This is a genomic window from Olleya sp. Hel_I_94, assembly GCF_007827365.1.
Lineage (GTDB): Bacteria > Bacteroidota > Bacteroidia > Flavobacteriales > Flavobacteriaceae > Olleya.
In genome coordinates, this window is the sequence record NZ_VISI01000002.1 from 1,145,343 (window position 1) to 1,166,199 (window position 20,857).

22 protein-coding genes are annotated in these 20,857 nt (G+C 36.9%); 18 read left to right on the forward strand and 4 right to left on the reverse strand.

Annotation, left to right across the window (positions count from 1 at the left end; all coding sequences use genetic code 11):
• Position 1: 1 nt before the first annotated feature.
• Genes JM82_RS08275 through JM82_RS08290 form a run of 4 tightly spaced genes read right to left on the reverse strand, consistent with a single transcriptional unit; the run spans position 2 to position 1,336 of the window.
• The gene (locus tag JM82_RS08275; protein WP_145002300.1) at positions 2-436 is read right to left on the reverse strand and encodes a hemerythrin domain-containing protein; all 435 of its coding nucleotides are present in this window, start codon (positions 434-436) and stop codon (positions 2-4) included.
• Positions 437-458: 22 nt separating this feature from the next.
• Positions 459-662, reverse strand: coding sequence for a hypothetical protein (locus JM82_RS08280; protein WP_145002302.1), 204 nt, complete (start codon positions 660-662; stop codon positions 459-461).
• Positions 662-1,009: a hypothetical protein gene (locus tag JM82_RS08285; protein WP_145002304.1), complete on the reverse strand. Its 348-nt coding sequence runs from the start codon at positions 1,007-1,009 to the stop codon at positions 662-664. Before JM82_RS08285 ends, JM82_RS08280 begins: the two co-directional genes overlap by 1 nt.
• Complete coding sequence (locus JM82_RS08290; RefSeq protein ID WP_145002306.1) at positions 1,010-1,336, reverse strand: YtxH domain-containing protein; 327 nt, start codon at positions 1,334-1,336, stop codon at positions 1,010-1,012.
• Between the two features lie 182 nt (positions 1,337-1,518).
• Between JM82_RS08290 and JM82_RS08295 the strand changes: the two genes are divergently transcribed.
• The 18 genes from JM82_RS08295 to JM82_RS08375 all read left to right on the forward strand — a co-directional run bounded on the left by JM82_RS08295 (position 1,519) and on the right by JM82_RS08375 (position 20,832).
• Positions 1,519-2,883, forward strand: a complete 1,365-nt coding sequence (locus tag JM82_RS08295; RefSeq protein ID WP_145002308.1) for an NAD-dependent succinate-semialdehyde dehydrogenase — start codon at positions 1,519-1,521, stop codon at positions 2,881-2,883.
• Between the two features lie 9 nt (positions 2,884-2,892).
• Positions 2,893-3,045: a hypothetical protein gene (locus JM82_RS16375; protein WP_186439201.1), complete on the forward strand. Its 153-nt coding sequence runs from the start codon at positions 2,893-2,895 to the stop codon at positions 3,043-3,045.
• Between the two features lie 87 nt (positions 3,046-3,132).
• Complete coding sequence (locus JM82_RS08300) at positions 3,133-3,618, forward strand: hypothetical protein (RefSeq protein ID WP_145002310.1); 486 nt, start codon at positions 3,133-3,135, stop codon at positions 3,616-3,618.
• 559 nt (positions 3,619-4,177) lie between these two features.
• Positions 4,178-4,585 (forward strand): hypothetical protein, encoded by a 408-nt coding sequence (locus JM82_RS08305; RefSeq protein ID WP_025743398.1) that lies wholly within the window; start codon positions 4,178-4,180, stop codon positions 4,583-4,585.
• 96 nt (positions 4,586-4,681) lie between these two features.
• The gene (locus JM82_RS08310) at positions 4,682-5,518 is read left to right on the forward strand and encodes a DUF932 domain-containing protein (protein ID WP_145002312.1); all 837 of its coding nucleotides are present in this window, start codon (positions 4,682-4,684) and stop codon (positions 5,516-5,518) included.
• Positions 5,519-6,177: 659 nt separating this feature from the next.
• Entirely contained in the window at positions 6,178-6,513 is a 336-nt protein-coding gene (locus tag JM82_RS08315) for a single-stranded DNA-binding protein (RefSeq protein WP_145002314.1), read from the forward strand.
• 82 nt (positions 6,514-6,595) lie between these two features.
• On the forward strand, positions 6,596-6,976 hold the full coding sequence (locus JM82_RS08320) for a DUF6876 family protein (RefSeq protein WP_145002316.1): 381 nt from the start codon (positions 6,596-6,598) through the stop codon (positions 6,974-6,976).
• Between the two features lie 11 nt (positions 6,977-6,987).
• Entirely contained in the window at positions 6,988-7,185 is a 198-nt protein-coding gene (locus JM82_RS08325; RefSeq protein ID WP_145002318.1) for a hypothetical protein, read from the forward strand.
• 531 nt (positions 7,186-7,716) lie between these two features.
• The gene (locus JM82_RS08330; protein WP_027126753.1) at positions 7,717-8,265 is read left to right on the forward strand and encodes a BfmA/BtgA family mobilization protein; all 549 of its coding nucleotides are present in this window, start codon (positions 7,717-7,719) and stop codon (positions 8,263-8,265) included.
• Positions 8,265-9,293, forward strand: a complete 1,029-nt coding sequence (gene mobB / locus JM82_RS08335; protein ID WP_027126752.1) for a MobB family relaxase — start codon at positions 8,265-8,267, stop codon at positions 9,291-9,293. The genes JM82_RS08330 and mobB overlap by 1 nt, the downstream gene beginning before the upstream one ends.
• Positions 9,294-9,295: 2 nt before the next feature.
• The gene (locus tag JM82_RS08340) at positions 9,296-10,735 is read left to right on the forward strand and encodes a type IV secretory system conjugative DNA transfer family protein (protein WP_409994626.1); all 1,440 of its coding nucleotides are present in this window, start codon (positions 9,296-9,298) and stop codon (positions 10,733-10,735) included.
• A 74-nt stretch (positions 10,736-10,809) separates the two neighbouring features.
• The gene (locus tag JM82_RS08345; protein ID WP_228547182.1) at positions 10,810-11,205 is read left to right on the forward strand and encodes a hypothetical protein; all 396 of its coding nucleotides are present in this window, start codon (positions 10,810-10,812) and stop codon (positions 11,203-11,205) included.
• A 118-nt stretch (positions 11,206-11,323) separates the two neighbouring features.
• Positions 11,324-15,739, forward strand: a complete 4,416-nt coding sequence (locus JM82_RS08350) for a CusA/CzcA family heavy metal efflux RND transporter (RefSeq protein WP_027126749.1) — start codon at positions 11,324-11,326, stop codon at positions 15,737-15,739.
• 16 nt (positions 15,740-15,755) lie between these two features.
• Positions 15,756-17,015: an efflux RND transporter periplasmic adaptor subunit gene (locus JM82_RS08355; RefSeq protein ID WP_027126748.1), complete on the forward strand. Its 1,260-nt coding sequence runs from the start codon at positions 15,756-15,758 to the stop codon at positions 17,013-17,015.
• Positions 17,016-17,123: 108 nt separating this feature from the next.
• Positions 17,124-17,462 (forward strand): P-II family nitrogen regulator, encoded by a 339-nt coding sequence (locus JM82_RS08360; RefSeq protein WP_027126747.1) that lies wholly within the window; start codon positions 17,124-17,126, stop codon positions 17,460-17,462.
• 15 nt (positions 17,463-17,477) lie between these two features.
• Positions 17,478-17,900: a Fur family transcriptional regulator gene (locus tag JM82_RS08365; RefSeq protein WP_027126746.1), complete on the forward strand. Its 423-nt coding sequence runs from the start codon at positions 17,478-17,480 to the stop codon at positions 17,898-17,900.
• A 44-nt stretch (positions 17,901-17,944) separates the two neighbouring features.
• On the forward strand, positions 17,945-18,307 hold the full coding sequence (locus tag JM82_RS08370; RefSeq protein WP_027126745.1) for an STAS/SEC14 domain-containing protein: 363 nt from the start codon (positions 17,945-17,947) through the stop codon (positions 18,305-18,307).
• Positions 18,304-20,832, forward strand: coding sequence for a heavy metal translocating P-type ATPase (locus tag JM82_RS08375; protein ID WP_027126744.1), 2,529 nt, complete (start codon positions 18,304-18,306; stop codon positions 20,830-20,832). The genes JM82_RS08370 and JM82_RS08375 overlap by 4 nt, the downstream gene beginning before the upstream one ends.
• Positions 20,833-20,857: the final 25 nt, after the last annotated feature.

Below are 20,857 nucleotides of genomic sequence, written 5' to 3' on the forward strand. Positions count from 1 at the left end.
TCTATAAATTAGTATCCATATACGATCTATAATCTTTGGCTAATGCTGTTTTTTGGGTGTCATTAAAAACTTTTCCTGCCAACTGAAAAAACTTATGTTCTTCATCTTCTAGATGATGCTCTACTTTTTCTTTAAGATCTTTAGCTATTTTAAGCCAAGCTGAAGAGCTATATTCCGTATCATCCAATTGCTCTAACAATTCGTCAATTTCGTGATGCTCGGCAATACCATGTCTAGCTTTTTCCTGCATCATGTCATTACTTATAAGTGGTTTATAAAAATGACGTTCTTCCGCTTCTGCATGAATATTTAATTCATTTTTTAACTGCTTATATATTTTATCTCGTTGTTTACTATCTCCTGTAGTTTTTACTAACTGATCTAGTAATTCCCTTTGGGTATCATGGTCTTTTCTTATGGATTCAAATATGGTCATTGGTTGATTTTTAATGGTTAGATTATTTTATTATTTTTTTGAATAACATCATCATTCCAAATTTTGTAAACATTTTATAACCTGTTTGAAGCCAATTTGGAGGTTGCACAGCTTCTTTAAAGTCTCCTTTAATAGATTTTAATTCTTCCCACGCAATTTGCTTTTCAAGACTAAGTCTTTTTAGGTCATTCTCTAAATCGTGTTCTGTTTTATATTGTTTCATCATTATTCAAAAAATGTTTTTGATAGTGATTGAATAACCTTACTATTTATCTGTTTTCTTATTAAATAAATAACTGCAGAAAATAAAATAAAAATAAGACCGACAATTAAAAAGCCAAGTGAAAAACTATCTAACATGTTACCTATAGCAATTGCTCCAGCAACAGCTACAAAAACAAATCCTATAAGTATTAATCCACCAATTAATAATGATTTTAAAACTAAACTAATTGACATTGTCAATTGCTGAAAAACCTTTAGCTTATAATACTCATGGGATTTTTTTAAATATTCTTCACCTTTATCAATCGCTTGATTAGAAGTATCTTGTATGGATTCAAAAACAGTCATCTATTTTTGAAGTTTTTTATTCTTCGCTTTTAAATCTTTTAATTTACTTTCTAACGTAGTAATTACATCGTCTGCTTTATAACTAGCATCAGAAATTACAGTTTCTAACTGAGAATCTAAACTATGTTTTTGTGACGTTATAGTACTAGCTACTTGATCCTTTAAGTGTAAAGCACTATCTGCTAATTTATCTTTAGTAGCAATTGCGTCGTCCTTAAGTTTTTTTCTTGTATTGGCACCTTTATCTGGTGCAAATAATATTCCTAAAGTTGCTCCAATTGCTCCTCCTAATAATAGTCCTAACGCTGTATTTGTGTTCTTGCTCATTTTATTTTTTTTTATGGTTAATAATTATACTGATGGTTTGTATCAGCCTGAAACAAAGATAAAATATAAGCGTTTAATTATTCTTAATAAAACTTTAAATAAATTGATAAATCTATGTTAAAATAAGATTTAAATCATAAATTACTATGGATTATTTATAATTTTAACAAAAAATAAAACCAATGAAAAAGCAAATAATCACAGCTAATCCGCATACAGGTGACGTAATTAATAAATATAATTATCACACGCCAGAAGAAATTTCTAATATATTAACTGTTTCAAACACAACGTTTGAAACTTGGAGCCAAACCGAAATTCCTAACAGGACCAAATTATTAAAAAATTTAGCTAATCTATTAGAAGAAAATAAAGAAGATTATGCCACATTAATGGCAACCGAAATGGGAAAACCGATAGCACAAGGTATTGCCGAAATTGAAAAATGTGCTGTACTTTGTGATTTTTACATTGCTAATGCAGACAACTTTTTATCTGATCAAATCATTAAAACTGAAGCTTCAGAAAGTTTTATAAGCTACGACCCTTTAGGTACAATATTAGCCATAATGCCTTGGAATTACCCCTTTTGGCAAGTTTTTAGATTTGCTGTTCCAACATTGACAGCTGGTAATGTGGGGCTTTTAAAACATGCATCAAATTCAACAGGTACAGCAATTGCGATACAAAAATTATTTATCGATGCAGGTTATCCTGAAGGATGTTTTCAAGCTTTACTAATTAACCACAAGGATTTAGAAGCGGTAATCCAAAACGATATAGTAAAAGCTGTGACACTTACTGGTAGCGAAAAAGCAGGAAAAAGTATAGCAGCTGTTGCTGGAAAAAGCCTTAAAAAAACTGTATTAGAATTAGGCGGTAATAATGCTTGTGTTGTATTAGATGACGCAAATTTAGATAAATATTTAGACACAATGGTTAGCGCCAGAATGCAAAATAATGGTCAAAGTTGTATTGCTGCGAAACGGTTTATTGTTACAGAAATAATTTATGACACATTTTTAGAGCAATTCACTAGAAAGGTAAAAGCTTTAAAATATGGTAGCCCTGAAGACAAAGACACCTATATGAGCGTCATGGCAAGAGAAGATTTAGCTGAAGAATTAGAAAAACAAGTAACCAAGTCATTAAAAAAAGGCGCAACTGTGCACTATGGTAATACCAGAGAAAAAGCAAAATACCAACCAACTGTAATTACTAATGTTACGCCTGGAATGCCAGTTTTTGATGAAGAAACTTTTGGACCTGTAGCAGCAATCATTAAAGCTAAGGATAAACAAGATGCTCTACAGCTAGCTAAAAATTCTAGATTCGGTTTGGGCACAATGATTTTCACAGAAGATATTGATGGCATTTATGATAATATCAGTCAAATCCCTGATGGTGCTTTATTTATAAACGAAATGGTAAAATCTGATCCTAGATTGCCTTTCGGCGGAACAAAAGCCTCAGGTTACGGTAGAGAATTATCAAAAGAAGGAATATTAGAATTTGTAAATACAAAAACAGTATACATTAACAAATAAAACTAAAATATGAGTTTAATAAAAGATAAAAACGAAGATAGAAAAGATTACATTTTACAAAAAGACAAAACAACTAAATTAACAAGTGGCTTTGTAACAATAATATTACTATTGCTTGTCGTGGCAGTATTAATTTCTGGTTTCTTTTTCAAATGGTTTTAATATGGTTTAAATATATTCTGTACTAACAAAAAAGTTTTCATTATTTTTTCGTAAATTGTAGTAAATCAACAACTTAATTAACGAATTATGAAAAACACAATACTACTTTCAGTAATTCTGCTATTATTATTTTCTTGTAATAATAATAGTGACATAAACCGCGAAACCAGCACAAAGGATTTTACAGAAATTAAAACAGACAATAAAAGTAAAAATCTTCAAGGTGCCTGGCAATTAGTAAGTTTCTATAACTATGTCAACGATAAAATCAAAGATTCCACAATCTCCAATGCCAATCAAAAACAAATTAAATTGTTTACCGATGGAAAATTTATGTGGAGTAAAAAAAGGCCTGCAGATTCAACCGAATGGTTTGCTTTTGGTAGATACAACATTAATGATAATATTCTAACGGAACATGTTGAATATGGATCATTAACTATGGATAATATCATGAAACTTCGAAAAACCTTTGAATACGAACTAATACTTTCAAAAAATAGATTTAGTCAAGTAGAATTGGACGAGAATGGATCAAGAATATATTCAGAGAATTATATAAAATTAGAATAAAAAAAAAGCTTCAGTAAAACTGAAGCTTTTTTTGGTCGGGGTGGCAGGATTATACCCTTTCCCCATAATATTATATATATCAATCAGTTACAGATTCCGAAACTTTACTGTTAGCCGATTTGTTGACGATATTATAAATGAACTTAAAGTAAAATGCTTTACTTTCTGATGGTGCAAATATATAATTTGTATTATTTCAAACCAACATAAAAAGTCATTTATTTTATGACTCTTAATACTGCTTCAAATTTGGTTCATTATGCCTTATCATTTCTACTAAATATCTTTAAGTTAATCATTCTGGAAACACATTAAATCGAGTAATCAACTATTTCATTATAGGTCTTTTAAGTGATGAACTTCTATAGAAAAATTTGAGGTAGAGAGTATTCATACAATATTACCGAAATATAAACGTCGCAAAATATTTTTCGGAAAAGGGACGGCATAAAGCCATCGCTTCTTCCCTCGCTTATTTATTCCGTTTCCTTTCCACTCTAAAATTTTGTCTTCCGTTTGGGTTTTGCTCAAATATTGTTTAATCTAAAATCATTTAATTATGGAAACAAAAGTAAAATCAAACGGAACAGCAAAAAAAGTAAATGCAACCGTTAAAAAGGAAGTTCAAAAGAAGTTGACCGAGGAAGCTATCGGAAAAGCTGTTACACCGGAAAAGCTCGTGGTAGCCAAAAAACCAGAGATTAATTTGGATGACAGAATTCAAAAGTTTGAAAAATTGAGAGGTTTGGCCAATCAACGTGAACGGTTGACGGAAACATTGAACGAGCTTACCAAGTTCAATTACAATCAGGATGGTTCGAGTTCCTTCCATATAAGGGACTCACGTAATCTGGAATTCAAGACGACCAATACGAATTTAATCAAGTTGGTAACTACACATTTACAGTCCACTTTGGAACAACGTAAATCAGAGATTGAAGAACAGATTCTAAAATTTGAACTTTAATGAAGCTAATGTCTTCAAATGTGAAAGCCTGCTCGCAAGAGTAGGCTTTCTTTTTTTAATCATATCTGTCTTCAGACAGGTCTAAAATCAAATATTATGTATTTAAATCGTTTACAACAAGATGAAATTTTCGTTTCAAATGAAATGAAATCGTTAAAAATTATTACTGGTATGGAGTCTCGAAGAGGACTTGAAAATGCCGTTATTTCCAATGACAAAATTGTGAATGTGGTCTCGAACAGTTATGGCCATATTCCAAATGAATTGTTTTTCAAAAAAGCCGAACAGCTATTACTGGATGCCAATCTGAAATATCATAAACGCACGATTAACAGAAATGACAGGTCTTTCATTACCGACTTTATAATCGAGGACCATAATCAGTTTTCGTTGAAGAATGAACAGGATAAGATATTACCGATGTTGCGTTTCAAAAATTCCTATGACGGAAGCGAAAAGACTTCCGGGCATTTTGGATTTTATAGAGAAGTATGCACCAATGGCTTGCACGTTGCTCAATCAGAAATAGCATTTTCAATAAAGCACAGCAAAAACAATACAGATTTAATAATGCCGAAATTGAATTTTCTATTCGAGAAGTTCTTGGATAACGAATACTACGAAATCACAAGAAAATTCAGGGAAATGGAAGAAATCGTACTTATCGACACCAAAGCATTCGTAAAGGAAATATTGGAAAAAACGAAACTGTTCCGATATGAATGTAGCGACAAAAACGATAATCCTTCAAAGAAATCCAGGGAATTATTGGATATGATAGCCGAAGAAGGACACGATTATTATACAACGCCCACATTATGGGATGGGTATAACGCCTTTAATTGGATGCTTCACAATACCTTGAAAAAAACTTTTTCGCAACAGGAAAGGTTGGATAAGGTTTTGTTCGATGAAATATATGCAATGGTTTAAAGAAACATTGTTAAAGGTTTATCCAGTACCTAACTAAACTGGATTTTTAATTATACTTCTGCCATATTATTCCGTTTAGCACATTTCCCTACATTTCGTTGCTCTACATTTTGGAAAAAGAGCTTCACTCAAAAAAGGTCTTGGACACAACTTCAAAGATTCCGATTTCCATTCCACTTGCCCACTCATTCCCGAGAAAATTCGGGAAGTGGTCAAACTCTATTCCAATCTACATCTTTAAAGTCAAGTCCGCTTTAAAACCCTACTTCAAAAGAATAATTCGTTTTATAAACCGTTCAGCACTTTACCGCTACATTTCGCGAAAAGCTACATTTCGGGCAAAGAGCTTCTCTCTAAAAAATCTTGGACCCAATCCCCGTTTTTGGCTTTCCATTCCGCTTCCCCTTCCCGCTTCGATGGGAAGGAACGCTACATTCCCAAGCCAAAACCGTGAATCCAGTCCGCTTGTAATCGGAAAGTCAAAGCCTCGATTTTCTTAACAGAATTAACGGCAAAGCCTACTTTGGTCTTTGCTCGATAATTCTTAAAAACCGAACCTTTGCCTCACACATTTTAAGGGGTTTATAATACAAACACCCCTTAAAATTTAATTCAGTTTAAATCAAAAAGGGAAATATTAATCTTTTAAATCTTTTATTATGAGTACTATTAAAAATCACGTTCAGTTAATTGGAAATGTTGGGCAAGAACCAACTATTACGAACCTTGAAAGCGGTAAGAAAGTAGCCCGTTTATCATTGGCAACCAATGAATACTACAAAAACGGCAAGGGCGAAAAGCAAACGGACACCAATTGGCACACCGTTGTCGCTTGGGGCAAAACTGCTGAAATTATCGAAAAGTATGCCGAAAAGGGCAAAGAAATCGGAGTTGTTGGAAAACTAAAGACCCGAACCTATACCACGGACGATGGCAACCAACGCTATGTTACCGAAGTGGTAGCCGATGAAATCCTATTATTAGGTAGTAAGTAAAAAGTAAAGAGGGCACTAATACCAGTTTTCAATTAGTTTGTGCCCTCTTCTTTTCATCATTAAATCTAAAAAAGACATTACAATGAAAGCACAAGTTAACGAAATAAAAGAAGGATTGCAACATTTTCACGGTTCTGAAATGTTCTATCAAATCCCATTGATACGCACGCGATTTACAAACGGATTGAAATATTTAGCCAATATAGCGGACTGCTTTTGGCTCATCACAGATGTTTCCGTAATTGCCAAAAGTTTGTTGAACCGAAGTCATTTTATCACAATAGATTTTAAAAGGCTATCGGAAGAAAAACAGGATTATTCAGGCTATGAAGCTGAAATAATTTACAGCGATGGAAACGGTAATATATTAGAAACACATCGATACAACTTTTCGGATTTTCCTTTGGATGAACTGCGTTTATATTTTGTGGATAATACGCTGATGCTAACAAGCGAATATTAAAATGAAAGGCTATGATTTATCTGAATTATAACAACCTCGATGACGAAACCCAACAGCATCTGCTTTCCGTTTCAAAAGAAGAAATAGAGAGCAAATTTGGGAATGACCTAAAAGCCTACGCCAATAAACATCATATAGATTATAACACTATATTGGACGAAGAAGCGATAAAAAACCTATATACATATACCTACGTTTTTAACATCTAAATTGAAAACAAGAATTTAGACCTTTGAACTTTCAGAGGTCTTTTTTTGTGCCTTATTTTTTCACAATATTAAGAGCCAATATTCTGAAACTCGACGTCTTAAATTTACTTTTTCATAAAAATCCTATTTTTTGGTATCAAAACAAACCAATTGGAAACAATCTGTATTTCAGTATTATATCTAAATAGAATATCTTTAAAAGACTGTTAAGCAGTATCAATTTAAGTATCGTAATCCCATTTTGATTTGACTTTCGCCGATAATGATACTCACCAAAAATTAAACATATCGGAATTTTCTATTCCGAAAAAAAGCAACTGACTTTTTAGTCAGGTTGTTTGAAAAATTTTGTCCCTGCGGGACGAATTTGGAGAAGCAAGAGGGTAACACGCCAAGGCGATGTTAACGATTGGTTTTTAGTTGTAATTATTTGATATTCAAATAATTACTGGTTATATAAAATAGAGAAATAACAAAGTTTTACAGTAAATCCTTTTGAAACCCCTATAAAACGGCAATTTTTTACAGTAAATGAGTTCAAATCATCAAAAGAAATACAGTTTTTCTGCCATTAGTATTAAACCTAAAGTGGCAACTCGCTTTCGGAAATTTTCCAAGGAAATTACCCATTCACATACTGATACGTTGGAAGCAATGATGAACTTTTTCGATTTGAACGAGCTATCCCCAAATGAATCTTTGGGTGCAAATATGAAGACTTTAGAGAATAGCTTAAAAAAACGAATCAATGCACTTGTAGCCATTATTAGGGATATTGAAAAAAACCAGACCAAACCCACCAATGCAATGTTGGAACTGCTCTTTCAGGAGAATCCAAAAGAGGAAGAAGCACAAGAAGAATTATTTGAATTTGAACAACAGGAATTGATTACAGAAAATGAGGAACTGAATCATTATCGAAATCGGTACGAAGAAGTTCAACAACAATTCCATTCCGTAAAATATGATTTAGAAAAAATCATTGATAAGACCACTTATGTTAAAAGCAGTTTTGGAGGTGGCTATTTAAAACTGGATTTAAGCAAAGATGAATTTGAAAACATTAAACAAAAATTATAATGTATATCACAGTAACCAAACAGACATTAGATGGCAATTATGCACAGAGCGTTTCCGATTTTGTCGCTTATCTCGAAAAAGAAAACGATGACAAATCCATTGATGAAATGGAACATTTTTTCAATCAGTATGGCGAAGAAATATCAGGTAAGGAAGTCATCCAAGAAATTGACGGAAATACGGCTAAACTCAAAAAGACCGAACCAAAGTTTTATTCCATTACAGTCAATCCGAGTGCTTATGAATTGAAGCGATTGCAAAATCATTCCGAGGAACTGAAAAAGTACACCCGAGAATTGATGAAAGAGTACGCTAAATCTTTTAATCGGGAAATAAACGGACGAGCTGTTACTGTAGATGACATTATATACTATGCCAAAATTGAGCATCAGCGTACGTATAAGGGAACGGATAGGAAAATTCAGGAGAACCAACCTTATGCCACCAAGATACTTCAAATTAAGAACGATATCCGGAAAATTAAAAGTGGCGAATTAGAAGGCAACATCAAAAAATTACAGCAAACGATGTCCCGATTGGAAAAAGAAGCACCACATCAACAAGATGGAAAACGCATTGTTAGAGGGATGCCTAAAGAAGGCTCTCAAAGCCATATCCATATTATTGTGAGCAGAAAGGATATGTCCAATAAATACAGTTTGTCCCCTGGTAGCAAGTACAAAGCTTCGGAAACCGTTTTTAATGGCAAACCTGTAAAACGTGGTTTTGATAGGGACAAATTCTTTAAGGCTTCTGAAAAAACGTTTGACACTCTATTTCAATACAAACGAAACTATGTTGAAACTTATAAGGCACGTAAAACATTCCTGAAAAATCCAAAGTTGTATTTCTCAATTCTTTCGGGATTGCCAACCAATGAAAAGGCAACTGCCTATAAAATACTTGCCAAATCTGGTGTACCCATAATGAATATTCCAACAAACAAAGTACAGTTGGCATTAAAGATAATCAACAAGTTTAAAAAAGGGATTGACCGAGCAATACAGTCGGGTTCTATTGGGATATGAGTATGTCAATACCACATATCATCCTTTTTATTGTTGTTCCGGTATTGTTTGTCAGTACAGTTTTATATGTGTTTCTTCATCAAGAAGAGCCCAAAAACGGAGATAAGAAATATCAGGTACGCTTTAAACTTCGTCGTGGAAAATTTCAAATCGAAAATATCAAGCGAGGTGCATCGATTATTGGCTCTGCGGGAAACGGTAAAACAGAAAGTGTTATCTATAATTTTTTACAGCATTTTGGTACCCATCAATTTTGTGGTATCATACACGATTACAAGGATTTTGAACTTACCGAAATTGCCTACCCATTATTTAAAGAAAAGGATATTAAATTCTACACCATTGCCTTTGACCAAATCCATTATCGTGTAAACCCAATTGCCCCAAGATATTTGCCCAATGAAGAAAGTGTGAATGAATTATCCAAGGTACTCATTGAAAATCTTTTGGAGTTTAACGAATCCAATACAAACAGTACCACAAAATTCTTTAGTGATGCTGTTGAAGGTTTGATGGGTGGAATGATTTGGAAACTAAAAACGTCCAATCCTCAATATTGCACCCTGCCCCATTTGATTGCTATTTTTCAATCGATGACTACCAAACAGTTGGTTACTTTTGTGAGTTCAAATATCACTTCCCGAAGTATGGCAAGTGCTTTTATCAACGGAATGGATTCTGACAAGCAAACGGCGGGTGTAAAAAGCACATTGGCCAATGCCTTTAAAAAGATAGGTTCACAACAGTTGTTTATGGCTTTGTCAAAAGATGAAGTACCATTGAATATCAACAGCAAGGATAATCCTGCTGTTATCTGCATTGTGAACCATCCCAAATATGAATCGGCTTACTCGCCTATCATCGCTGCAATTATGCACACAGTCATCAAGCAAATGAGCGTGAGAGGTCAACAGTCGTCCTTTTTAATGATGGAAGAAGCCCCTACCATAAAGCTGCTTAATATGCACCGCATTCCCGCAACTTTAAGAAGCTATGATATTGCCACAATTTACGTGATGCAGGATAAAATACAGAATGATATGCTATATGGAGACAAAGCGAGTAAGGCTATTTTGAGTAACCTTTCCTATCAGTTTTTCGGCAAAGTTAATGACCCAGATACTGCAAAATATTATGAGCGTTTCTTTGAGATTGTCCGTATGGAAACCACAAGTATAAATCGTGGACACAATCTAAATTTTGATACACGGATTACCACAGGCGAAAAAGAAGTTTCCAAACGCAGGGCAGATGTTTTCTTTCGTTTGAAACAAGGCGAGTTTATAACTTTTGCTGATGGCGAGGATAAAAGAGTTCAATTTAAACTACAAGTGATTAAAAGGGAAATACCATATCCTCATCGACATTTTACAACCGATGAATTAAAGCTCAATTTTGAACGGATTTATAGAGAGGTAAAATCTATATTTAAGGTTAACTAAAATTAGTCTATAAAGAACAACCGTAGTTTTTGCACAGCCTGTGCATCGATTAATTTGTATCTTTGTCAAACTTTATGAAAATATTCTTTTCCATATCAATGTCAATTTTATTCTTTTTTCAGGGAATTAGCATTGATATGGACTTTTGTGGACCAATTAAAGAAATTTCAAGCATTATTACCCATTATCAAGACCATAAAGTTTATGGAGACTCTTTCCTTGAATATGTAGTTGAAGATTACATTGACAATGATGCAAAAAATGAAGGGCATCATAATAACCCAGATAAGGAGAATACACCAGTCCATTCCCATCATCAATGTTGTCACCCTTTAGTATTAATTATTGCGAACAACAATTCGGTTTTAACCAATCGACTAAAGTTTGAAGAGAAAAAACAGTTTAACTTACATAAAGTAAACTTCACTTCCAGATATCTGGAATCGCTTTTCCAACCCCCTAAAGTATAATTCAGTTTTTTTTAGGATAGCTATATCCTACCGTGATGCTTTTCAAAGTAAGTATCGCATCATAAACGCATTGCATTTCTTTGCATTGCGATGTTTAAACTGAATTAATACTTTTTCTATGATTAACAAAATCATTTCATTTTCCATTAATAACAAGTTTATTATTGGGCTCTTTATAGTGGCACTTGTAGGTACGGGCATTTGGTCTATGGCCACTATAAATCTGGGTTCTGTACCCGATATTACCAACAACCAAGTACAGGTTATTACAGTTGCCCCAAATTTAGGTACTGAAGACATTGAACAATTTGTTACTTATCCGGTAGAATTGGCAATGGCAAATCTACCAGACGTTATCGAGCTGCGTTCGGTGTCTCGTTTTGGATTGTCAGTTGTTACTATCGTATTTGAGGACGAGGCAGGCACATATCTTCCCCGGCAATTAGTGCAAGAGAAATTAACCGAAGTTGCCGGAGAAATCCCCGAAGGCTTCGGCACGCCATTTATGGCCCCAATTACCACAGGTTTGGGCGAAATCTACCAATACAGCCTAAAAGTAAAGGAAGGCTACGAAGATAAATACGATGCAATGGAGCTTCGTACCATCCAAGATTGGATTGTAAAACGCCAAATGGCATTAGTTCCAGGAGTCGTCGAGGTAAATGCTTTTGGAGGATTTGTGAAGCAATATGAAGTAGCCATAAACCCCAATAAGCTAAAAAGTTTCGGTATTACAATGAACCAGGTCTTTGAAGCCCTTAAAGTGAACAATGCCAATACTGGAGGTGCCTATATAGAAAAAAATAACCAAGCCAATTTTATCCGTGGCGAAGGCTTGGCCCGAAGTATCGCCGATTTGGAAAACACAGTTGTAACTACTCAAAACGGTAGTCCCGTTTTAATACGGGATGTCGCTGAAAAGGTTGGATATGGCAGCCAAGTACGCTATGGCGCTTTTACCCAAGATGGACACGAATCTGTGGGCGGACAAATTTTAATGCTGAAAGGCGAAAGCCCAGGCGACGTGATCGAAAATGTGGAAAAGCGTATTGTAGAAATTCAAAAATCCCTGCCGGAAGGCGTTTATATTGATGCTTTTTTAAGTCGAAGTGAACTTATTGAGGCAACCACAAGTACCGTTAAAACAAATCTAATAGAAGGTGCCCTTATTGTCATATTTGTTTTGGTCTTGCTTTTAGGAAGCTTCCGTGGTGGCTTGATAGCAGCGTCGATAATCCCTTTATGCCTATTATTTGCATTTATTTTGATGAAACAATTTGGCATTTGGGCAAATTTAATGTCCTTGGGTGCGATCGATTTTGGGATTATTGTAGATGGTGCGGTGATTATCGTGGAAGGAGCGGTTTTCCACATTCATCAACGGATGAAAAAATCCACAACCGCCATTAACCAAGCTGAAATGGATGAAATCGCCTATGACTCTTCAAGTAAAATGATGAATTCTGCCTTCTTCGGTCAACTAATTGTTCTTATAGTTTTTACACCTATTCTGTTTTTGACCGGTGTGGAAGGGAAAATGTTTCGACCAATGGCATTTACATTTGGTTTTGCCGTTTTAGGGGCAATTATTCTTTGCCTTACCTACGTACCAATGATGTCATCATTATTTTTAAAACCTGCTAAAAATCAAAATAGTTGGTTTGCCAAATTTGAAAACAAGATTGATAGGTTCAGTGATAAAATTATGGGGGTTCTGAATCGTATCTATCTGCCTATATTAAATTTTGCACTTCGCTTTCGGGCAGGTGTGGTTATAGGCGCGGTTGCCTTGCTTTTGATTGCAGGATTTATTTTTAGCAATATGGGAGCAGAATTTGTCCCTAAATTTGATGAAGGCGATATTGCATTTCAAGCATTGATAAAACCAGGGAGCAGTCTTTCAGAATCTATTGAGGCCTCAGAGAAACTTCAGAATTTAATCAATGAGTTTCCGGAAGTAAAAACAGTAGTTTCAAGGATTGGTGTGGCTGAAATACCAACAGACCCAATGCCTATGGATATTGCCGATAGTTATATTATTCTTGAAAAGGACAAGAGTAAATGGACATCCGCAGATAGTAAAGAAGAACTCATAGAAAAGATTCAAGAAAAAATTTCAGTAGTTCCCGGCGTAAATTTTGTGTTTACACAACCTGTAGAACTTCGTTTTAATGAATTGCTGACTGGTGTCCGTGAAGACGTGGCCATCAAATTGTACGGAGAAGATTTGGACGTTTTGGCAGACAAGATACAGGAAATCGCGGCAGTAATTAGGACCGTTCCCGGAGCGGCTGACATTAATGTGGAGGCTACAAGTGGTTTGCCACAAATGACGGTGGTATATAACCGTGCGAAAATGGCACAATACGGTGTAACCGTTGATAAGCTGAATGATTATGTAAGTGCTTCATTTTCAGGAGAACAGGCAGGAGTCATTTTTGAAGGGGAAAAACGGTTCGATGTGGTCATTCGTTTGGCAGAGGAATATCGACAAGACATCAATAGCTTAAAAAACCTTTATATAGACCTGCCAAACGGTGCACAAGTACCATTAAAGGAGGTGGCAGATATCAGCTATAAACCCGGACCAATGCAGATTTCAAGAGACAATACCTCTCGTCGTACTTCCGTGGGCGTGAATGTTCGTGGGCGCGATGTAAAATCGATGGTCGAGGAAATTCAACAAAAATTGGAAACGGATGTTAAACTGCCACCAGGTTATTTTGTAACCTACGGCGGATCATTTGAAAACCTACAACGAGCATCAGACCGATTGATGATTGTAGTCCCAATCGTTCTATTAACAATATTTGTTCTGCTTTACTTTGCTTTGAATTCAGTTACACAAGCCTTGATGATCTATATGGCAGTGCCTTTGGCGGCCATTGGTGGCGTTTTCGTTTTGTTGATTCGTGGAATGCCTTTCAGTATTTCCGCGGGAGTCGGATTTATCGTGCTCTTCGGAGTTGCCGTATTAAACGGACTCATACTCATAAATAAGTTCAATGAATTAAAAGACAGTGGAATGACAGATTTAAAAAAACGTATATATGAAGCTACGCACGAACGTTTACGTCCAATTTTATTAACAGCCATTACAACAATTATGGGCTTTATCCCAATGGCGATTTCTACCTCTGGTGGTGCCGAAGTACAGCGGCCCTTGGCGACAGTAGTCATTGGAGGAATGCTTACGGCAACATTTCTGACCTTGGTGGTTATTCCTATTCTTTATTATTGGCTTGAATCGAGAAAGGAACGAAACAATAACGATGGAGGTGTAAGCTATGTCAACAAATCAACGAACATTGTAACCGTATTATTGATGGTTGGCGGTTTGATGGCTTCTGGAACTGCTTTTGCCCAAGACACCAATCAAAATGGAACAATGCCAAAAACCTTGACTGTAGATGAGGCCATTGCTATGGCAAAACAGAATTATCCATCGCTTAAGGAAAGTCAGGCATTTATTGAACGGGAAAAGGCACTAAAGGGAACGAGTTTTGACCTTGGTAGCACACAAGTTTTCACGGGCAAAGAAGAATATGGCAATAATCTTCCTGGAGTGCAAACAACCGTTGGCGTGCAACAGGGCAATATCGATTTGCTTTCAGGATTTTCAAAATCGAAGTTTTATAAAGAGCGCATTGCCTTGGGAGAAAAGTTTTATGTGGCCAGTGAACAACAGTTGGTGCGCAATGTGATGCAAGCCTATGACCAAATTAATTATTACAAGGCACAGTTGCGTTTTGCAGACCAATTGGACAGTATTTATGCCAATTTTAAGTCCGCTGCCCAACTTCGGTATGACACTGGAGAAACAGGCAAGTTGGAATTTATTTCAGCCTCTTCCGAATTTCAACAGATTCAAGTGTTGAGGCAACAAGCTTTTGATGATATTGAAATTGCCAAACGTGCCTTAAAACAATATTTGGGAACGGATGAAACCATCGAGACGGTAGATGGTTTTTACGAGCCATTGGATTTTATGGCGACATTGGATTCAACTTCGGTTGCCAATAACCCAATGTTGCAATATGCCTTGCAAAATGCCGAAGTAAGTAAAGCAAATGTGGGCGTTGAAAAATCGCAATTCCTACCGAAATTCAGTTTATCATATGGCAGGCAGGTTGTGGATGATGTTTCAGGGTTTAATACCTATCAGGCAGGTATTAGTATTCCGTTATGGTTTTTTCCGCAGAAGTCAAGGGTTAAGGCAGCCAAGGCAGACGCAATGGTAGCAGAGAATCAATATTTGGAGCAAAAAGCGGTTACAGAAAGTCGTGTTTCACAATTGACCAAATCACTCGAAAAAACAAAGAAGATTTTGCAATATTACGAAGAAGGCGCACTATTGTTGGCAGAAGAACAAATTACCACAGCGCAGTTGGCTTCTAAAGAAGGCGAAATAGATTACGTCAATTATATCACCATTCTTAATAGTGCCATCCGTATTAAACAAAACCATTTACAATACATCAATCAGTATAACCAGCAGACCATTGATATGCAATATCAATTGGGCAATTTATAACCTTAAAAAAAGAGAAATGAAGAATATACTATTAGTTAGTACCGTATTATTTACACTTATGTTTATGAGTTGTAATGATGCCCAAAAATCTGAACTTGGACATAATGAAGCCGAAGGTGTATCAAAGACCAATGAAGTTGGAGAAGATGCACACGGCGAAGAAGGCCACGTTGAAGGAGAGGAAGAAGGTGGTCACAGCGAGGAAGAAGGCGTTGTAGAACTTACAAAGCAACAAGCTGAAACCATCGGTTTGGAAATGAAATCTTTGGAGGAACGGAATTTAGGGAACAACATTAAGGTAACAGGTACGCTGGAACTTTTCCCACAGGATAAGGCGAATATCAGTCCGTTTGTTGGTGGAAATGTGAGTTCCATAAAAGTAATACCTGGAGATAATGTAAGTAAAGGACAGGTATTGGCATATATAGAACACCCAGATATCATTGCAATGCAACAGGAATATCAGGAAAAAAATGACGAACTGGTCTTTTTGAAACAGGATTTTGAGCGCAAGCAGACTCTTTATGACAAAGGTGTTTCTTCTGGAAAGGAATTTCAGATGGCGCAGTCAAAATTTCGTTCCACAACATCCAGCGTCAATGGTTTGCGGTCCCAATTGAGACTGTTGGGCATTAATCCGGACAAAGTGGCTGAAGGCCAAATATATTCCGCTGTTCCCATTACCACACCCATAAGTGGCTATGTGGATGAAGTAATGATTAGCCTTGGCGATTACGTGGCGCAACAATCCAAAATGTTCTCAATAAGCGATAATTCAAAGATTTATGTCAACTTCAAAATATATGAGAAGGACATAAAGCAAATCAAGAAAGGACAACAGATATATTTTTCTACGGCCTCTCGTCCAGATGAACTGCTTAAAGCAACCGTTCGGTCTGTGGGTAAAACATTTAACACCGACCCAAAAGCTTTGGAAGTTCTGGCAGATATTGAAAACGAGGATAAAAACCTATTGCCGGGTATGTACGTGGAAGGGCGAATAGTGCAAGGTGAGAAAAAAGGTTTCGCCGTACCGGAAGCCGCCGTTATAAAAGAAGGCGAGCAATCCTTTATTTTTATTCTGGATGAAGATGGAGAAATGGAAGCGAACAAAATGAAATTTAAAATGATACCCGTAACGGTTGGTATTACTGATTTAGGCTTTGTTGAAGTCAATCTGCCTGCCGAAGTTTCAAAGGACGCCAAAGTTGTCATAAACGGAGCTTATAATCTCTCTTCGGAAATGGTTAAAGGCGAACTGGAACACGGACATTAATTCAATAATAATCAAAGATTTTGATTCCGGGTTTGTTTATCGTCTTAATTAGTTAGTTAAAAATTAGAAAACAGGCTCGGTTCAAAATTGATTTAAAATATTCATAATATGAAGGAAATAAAAGCATTTATAAAACCGAACCGAATCCAAAGAGTCATTGAAGCACTATCAGATAATGGATTTAAAAGTATGACCCTTTCACAAGCAGAAGGAACTGGCGCCTTTAAGTCAAAAGGTGCAAGACCGTCGTTGGATTTTCACGTGACAGATAGTCCAGTGGTTAAGTTGGAACTGGTCTGCCAAAATGAGGAAGCCCAAGTGGCCATTGAAACAATTATAGCCAACGCCAAAACCGACGGACCTGGAGATGGTATTATTTATATAGCAAATATTGAAGATGCCTTTCAGATTAAATCTGGAGATTCCTTAAAACGGTACGACCTATAAAACACTTTGTTGCAAATGGAAAAAATAGTCCAACTACTTGAAAGCAAAGGGATACGACCTACGGCTATGCGCCTAATGACTTATAAACGTTTGGTGGAATTAAAGGTAGCCATCAGTCTTGGCGATTTGGAAAAGGATTTTAAGGTCAGTGAAAGAAGCACCCTATTTAGGACTATGAAAGCGTTTGAAGAAAAAGGTATTGTGCATCAAATTGAGGATGGGACAGGTGTTATAAAATACGCCCTTTGCGAAGAAAATTGTGAGTGCGAGGTCGGCAACGACCTTCATTTACACTTTCATTGCAACAATTGTAATGAAACTGTCTGTTTAACAGAGCATAAAATCCCTCATATCAACTTACCTGATGGCTATATTACCGAGGATATCAACTTGGTGGTAAAGGGCATTTGCGAAAAATGCAGCGACAATCTGGATTAAACGTTTGGTTTTTAAATTCAATTATCATTTATAAATAGTGAGCAATGATAACAATCTATAAAAAAGAGGCTACTGTATATATGGTGGCAGAGAATAAGCTGGATGCCAAGGATTATGAAAACTTGATACCGGTCTTAACAGAACATATAACTGCATATCAGGAAGTTTCCTGGTACATTGAAATGCAAAATTTTGAAGGCTGGACGGTAAGTGCCTATTGGAAGGGCATTGAATTAAATCTTCCGAATGAAACGCATTTAAAGCGTGTTGCTTTAGTGGGTAGCGTTAAATGGCAGGAGCAATTTACCGAGGCATTGCTTCCTTTTTCAGAAGCTCATATAAAATTTTATAAGCCAGAAGAAAAAGACGATGCCAAAGAATGGATAAAAAAAAATAGTAAAAAATGAAAAAAATACAACTAAAAATTCCAGTTATCCTTCCGCAAGTTCCAAACGAAAAAGATACTTGTGTTGAGCGGCTTATAAAAGAATTACAGGCTAAAGAGGGCATCGAAAAAGTACACGTTGCCGATACAAAGGAAGATGACACACCACAGCTCTGTTTTCATTATGACCCCGATATCATTTCTATAGACCGCATTCAATCCCTCGCCGAACGGACTGGTGCTGAAATTACCGAAAAATACGGGCATTTGCTCATTGAGGTTAAAGGAATCAGACATACAAGACAGGCACGTTCCATAGAGAAAAGTCTTTTGGCAATCAATGGGGTTTTGGAGGCTTCCGTTTCGGCCTCTGGAATGGTGCGCCTTGAGTTTGATAAAAAGCAAACAAATTTTGATGAAATAAGTAAACAGATTGAAAAGGAAGACCTTCAGGTTAAGCGGAGTTCTTCAAACGAAAATAATTACACCGAAGCATCCAAAAAAAAACAGGAACGTTCAAAGAAGGAAGATACTAAAGAGCAAACTTCCACAGAGGGCCACGAGCACAAGGAGGGCGAGACCCACGAGGAAGGAGAAGAGCACGCCCACGGTGGGGTTTTCGGTAAAAATACGGAGCTTATTTTTTCCATTATCTGTGGGGCACTTCTCGGGATAGGTTTCGGGCTTTCTTATGTGGAATCCATCCCGGATTGGGTCAGTCTTACTTTGTACATTGGCGCGTACTTTTTCGGTGGTTTCTTTACGGCCAAGGAAGCGGTTCAAACTGTGGCCAAGGGTGGTTTTGAAATTGATTTTTTAATGCTGGTCGCTGCCATTGGTGCCGCCATTCTGGGAGAATGGGCAGAAGGTGCACTGTTGTTGTTTTTATTTAGCCTTGGGCACGCCTTGGAACATTACGCAATGAACAAAGCAAGAAAAAGCATTGCCGCGCTTGCAGACCTTGCACCAAAAACAGCCTTGCTTAAAAAAGATGGTAAGACTGTAGAAGTTGGGATTGAGAAATTGAGTATTGGCGATATTATAGTGGTCAAGCCCAATAGTAAAATATCCGCAGATGGCGTCGTGGTCAACGGAAAAAGTAGTGTAAACCAAGCACCAATTACTGGGGAAAGTGTACCTGTGGACAAAATCCCTGTGGAAGATAAGGACAGAAACTATTCGGCAGACGATGATATCAAGGATGAAAACCGTGTGTTTGCTGGAACTATCAACGGTAATAGTATGTTGGAAATTAAGGTAATCAAAGAAGCCAAAGACTCTACCCTGTCCCGATTGGTTAAACTGGTCAACGAGGCGCAGACCCAAAAGTCCCCCACACAGCTGTTGACCGATAAGTTTGAAAAATACTTTGTGCCATCCGTACTGATATTGGTTGGTGTCTTGCTCTTTGCCTTTCTGGTCATTGATGAACCGTTTAGTGCCAGCTTTTACCGTGCAATGGCGGTATTGGTAGCTGCAAGTCCCTGTGCTCTGGCCATTTCAACACCAAGTGCCGTATTGAGCGGTGTGGCGCGAGCAGCGCGTGGTGGTGTACTCATTAAAGGTGGGAGACCGCTGGAAGATTTGGGCGAATTGACCGCTTTGGCTTTTGATAAAACAGGCACGCTTACCGAAGGCAAGCCCAAACTTACCGAAGTAGTACCATTGGGGGATATTGAAGAAAATGAACTGTTAAAGATAGCCGTTGCCGTTGAAAACTTGAGCGACCACCCTTTGGCCAAAGCCGTCGTAAGGGATGGGAAAGAGCGTCTGAAAGGTACTGATATTATCGATGCGTCAGATTTGGAAGCAGTTCTCGGAAAAGGTATCAAAGCTTCTTTGGGCAAGGATAAAATCTATATTGGAAACCTTGACTTGTACGAAGACCTCGATGAAGCAAAACCATCCGAAGATATATCGAATAAAGTAAAAGAACTTGAAGGTGGTGGAAATACTACGATGCTCATAAGAAGGAACAAAGAATATATAGGTATCATCGCCCTGATGGACACCCCACGGGAAGCGGCCAAGGAAACACTGAAAAAATTAAAGGAAATCGGTATCAAGCGGATGATAATGCTAACCGGGGATAATCAAAAGGTTGCCGATGCCGTTGCTAAAGAAATTGGGTTGACCGATGCCTGGGGAAGCCTGTTGCCAGAGGAAAAAGTAAATGCCATTAAAAAATTAAAAGAACAGGAATCCAAAGTCGCAATGGTAGGCGACGGTGTGAACGATGCCCCTGCAATGGCAAACAGCACCGTAGGTATCGCAATGGGTGCAGCGGGCAGTGATGTGGCCTTGGAAACTGCGGACATTGCCCTAATGGCTGATAAACTGGAAACACTGCCCTTTGCCATAGGTTTGAGCAGGAAGGCAAAGGCCATTATCAAGCAAAACCTTTGGGTCAGCCTCGGTATTGTGGCATTGCTTATCCCATCGACCATTATGGGTTGGGCCAATATCGGTATTGCAGTGGTCATCCACGAAGGCTCAACATTACTTGTGGTTTTTAATGCGTTAAGGCTTTTGGCTTATAAGAAATAAATTTAATAAAAAGGGTTGCTTTTGA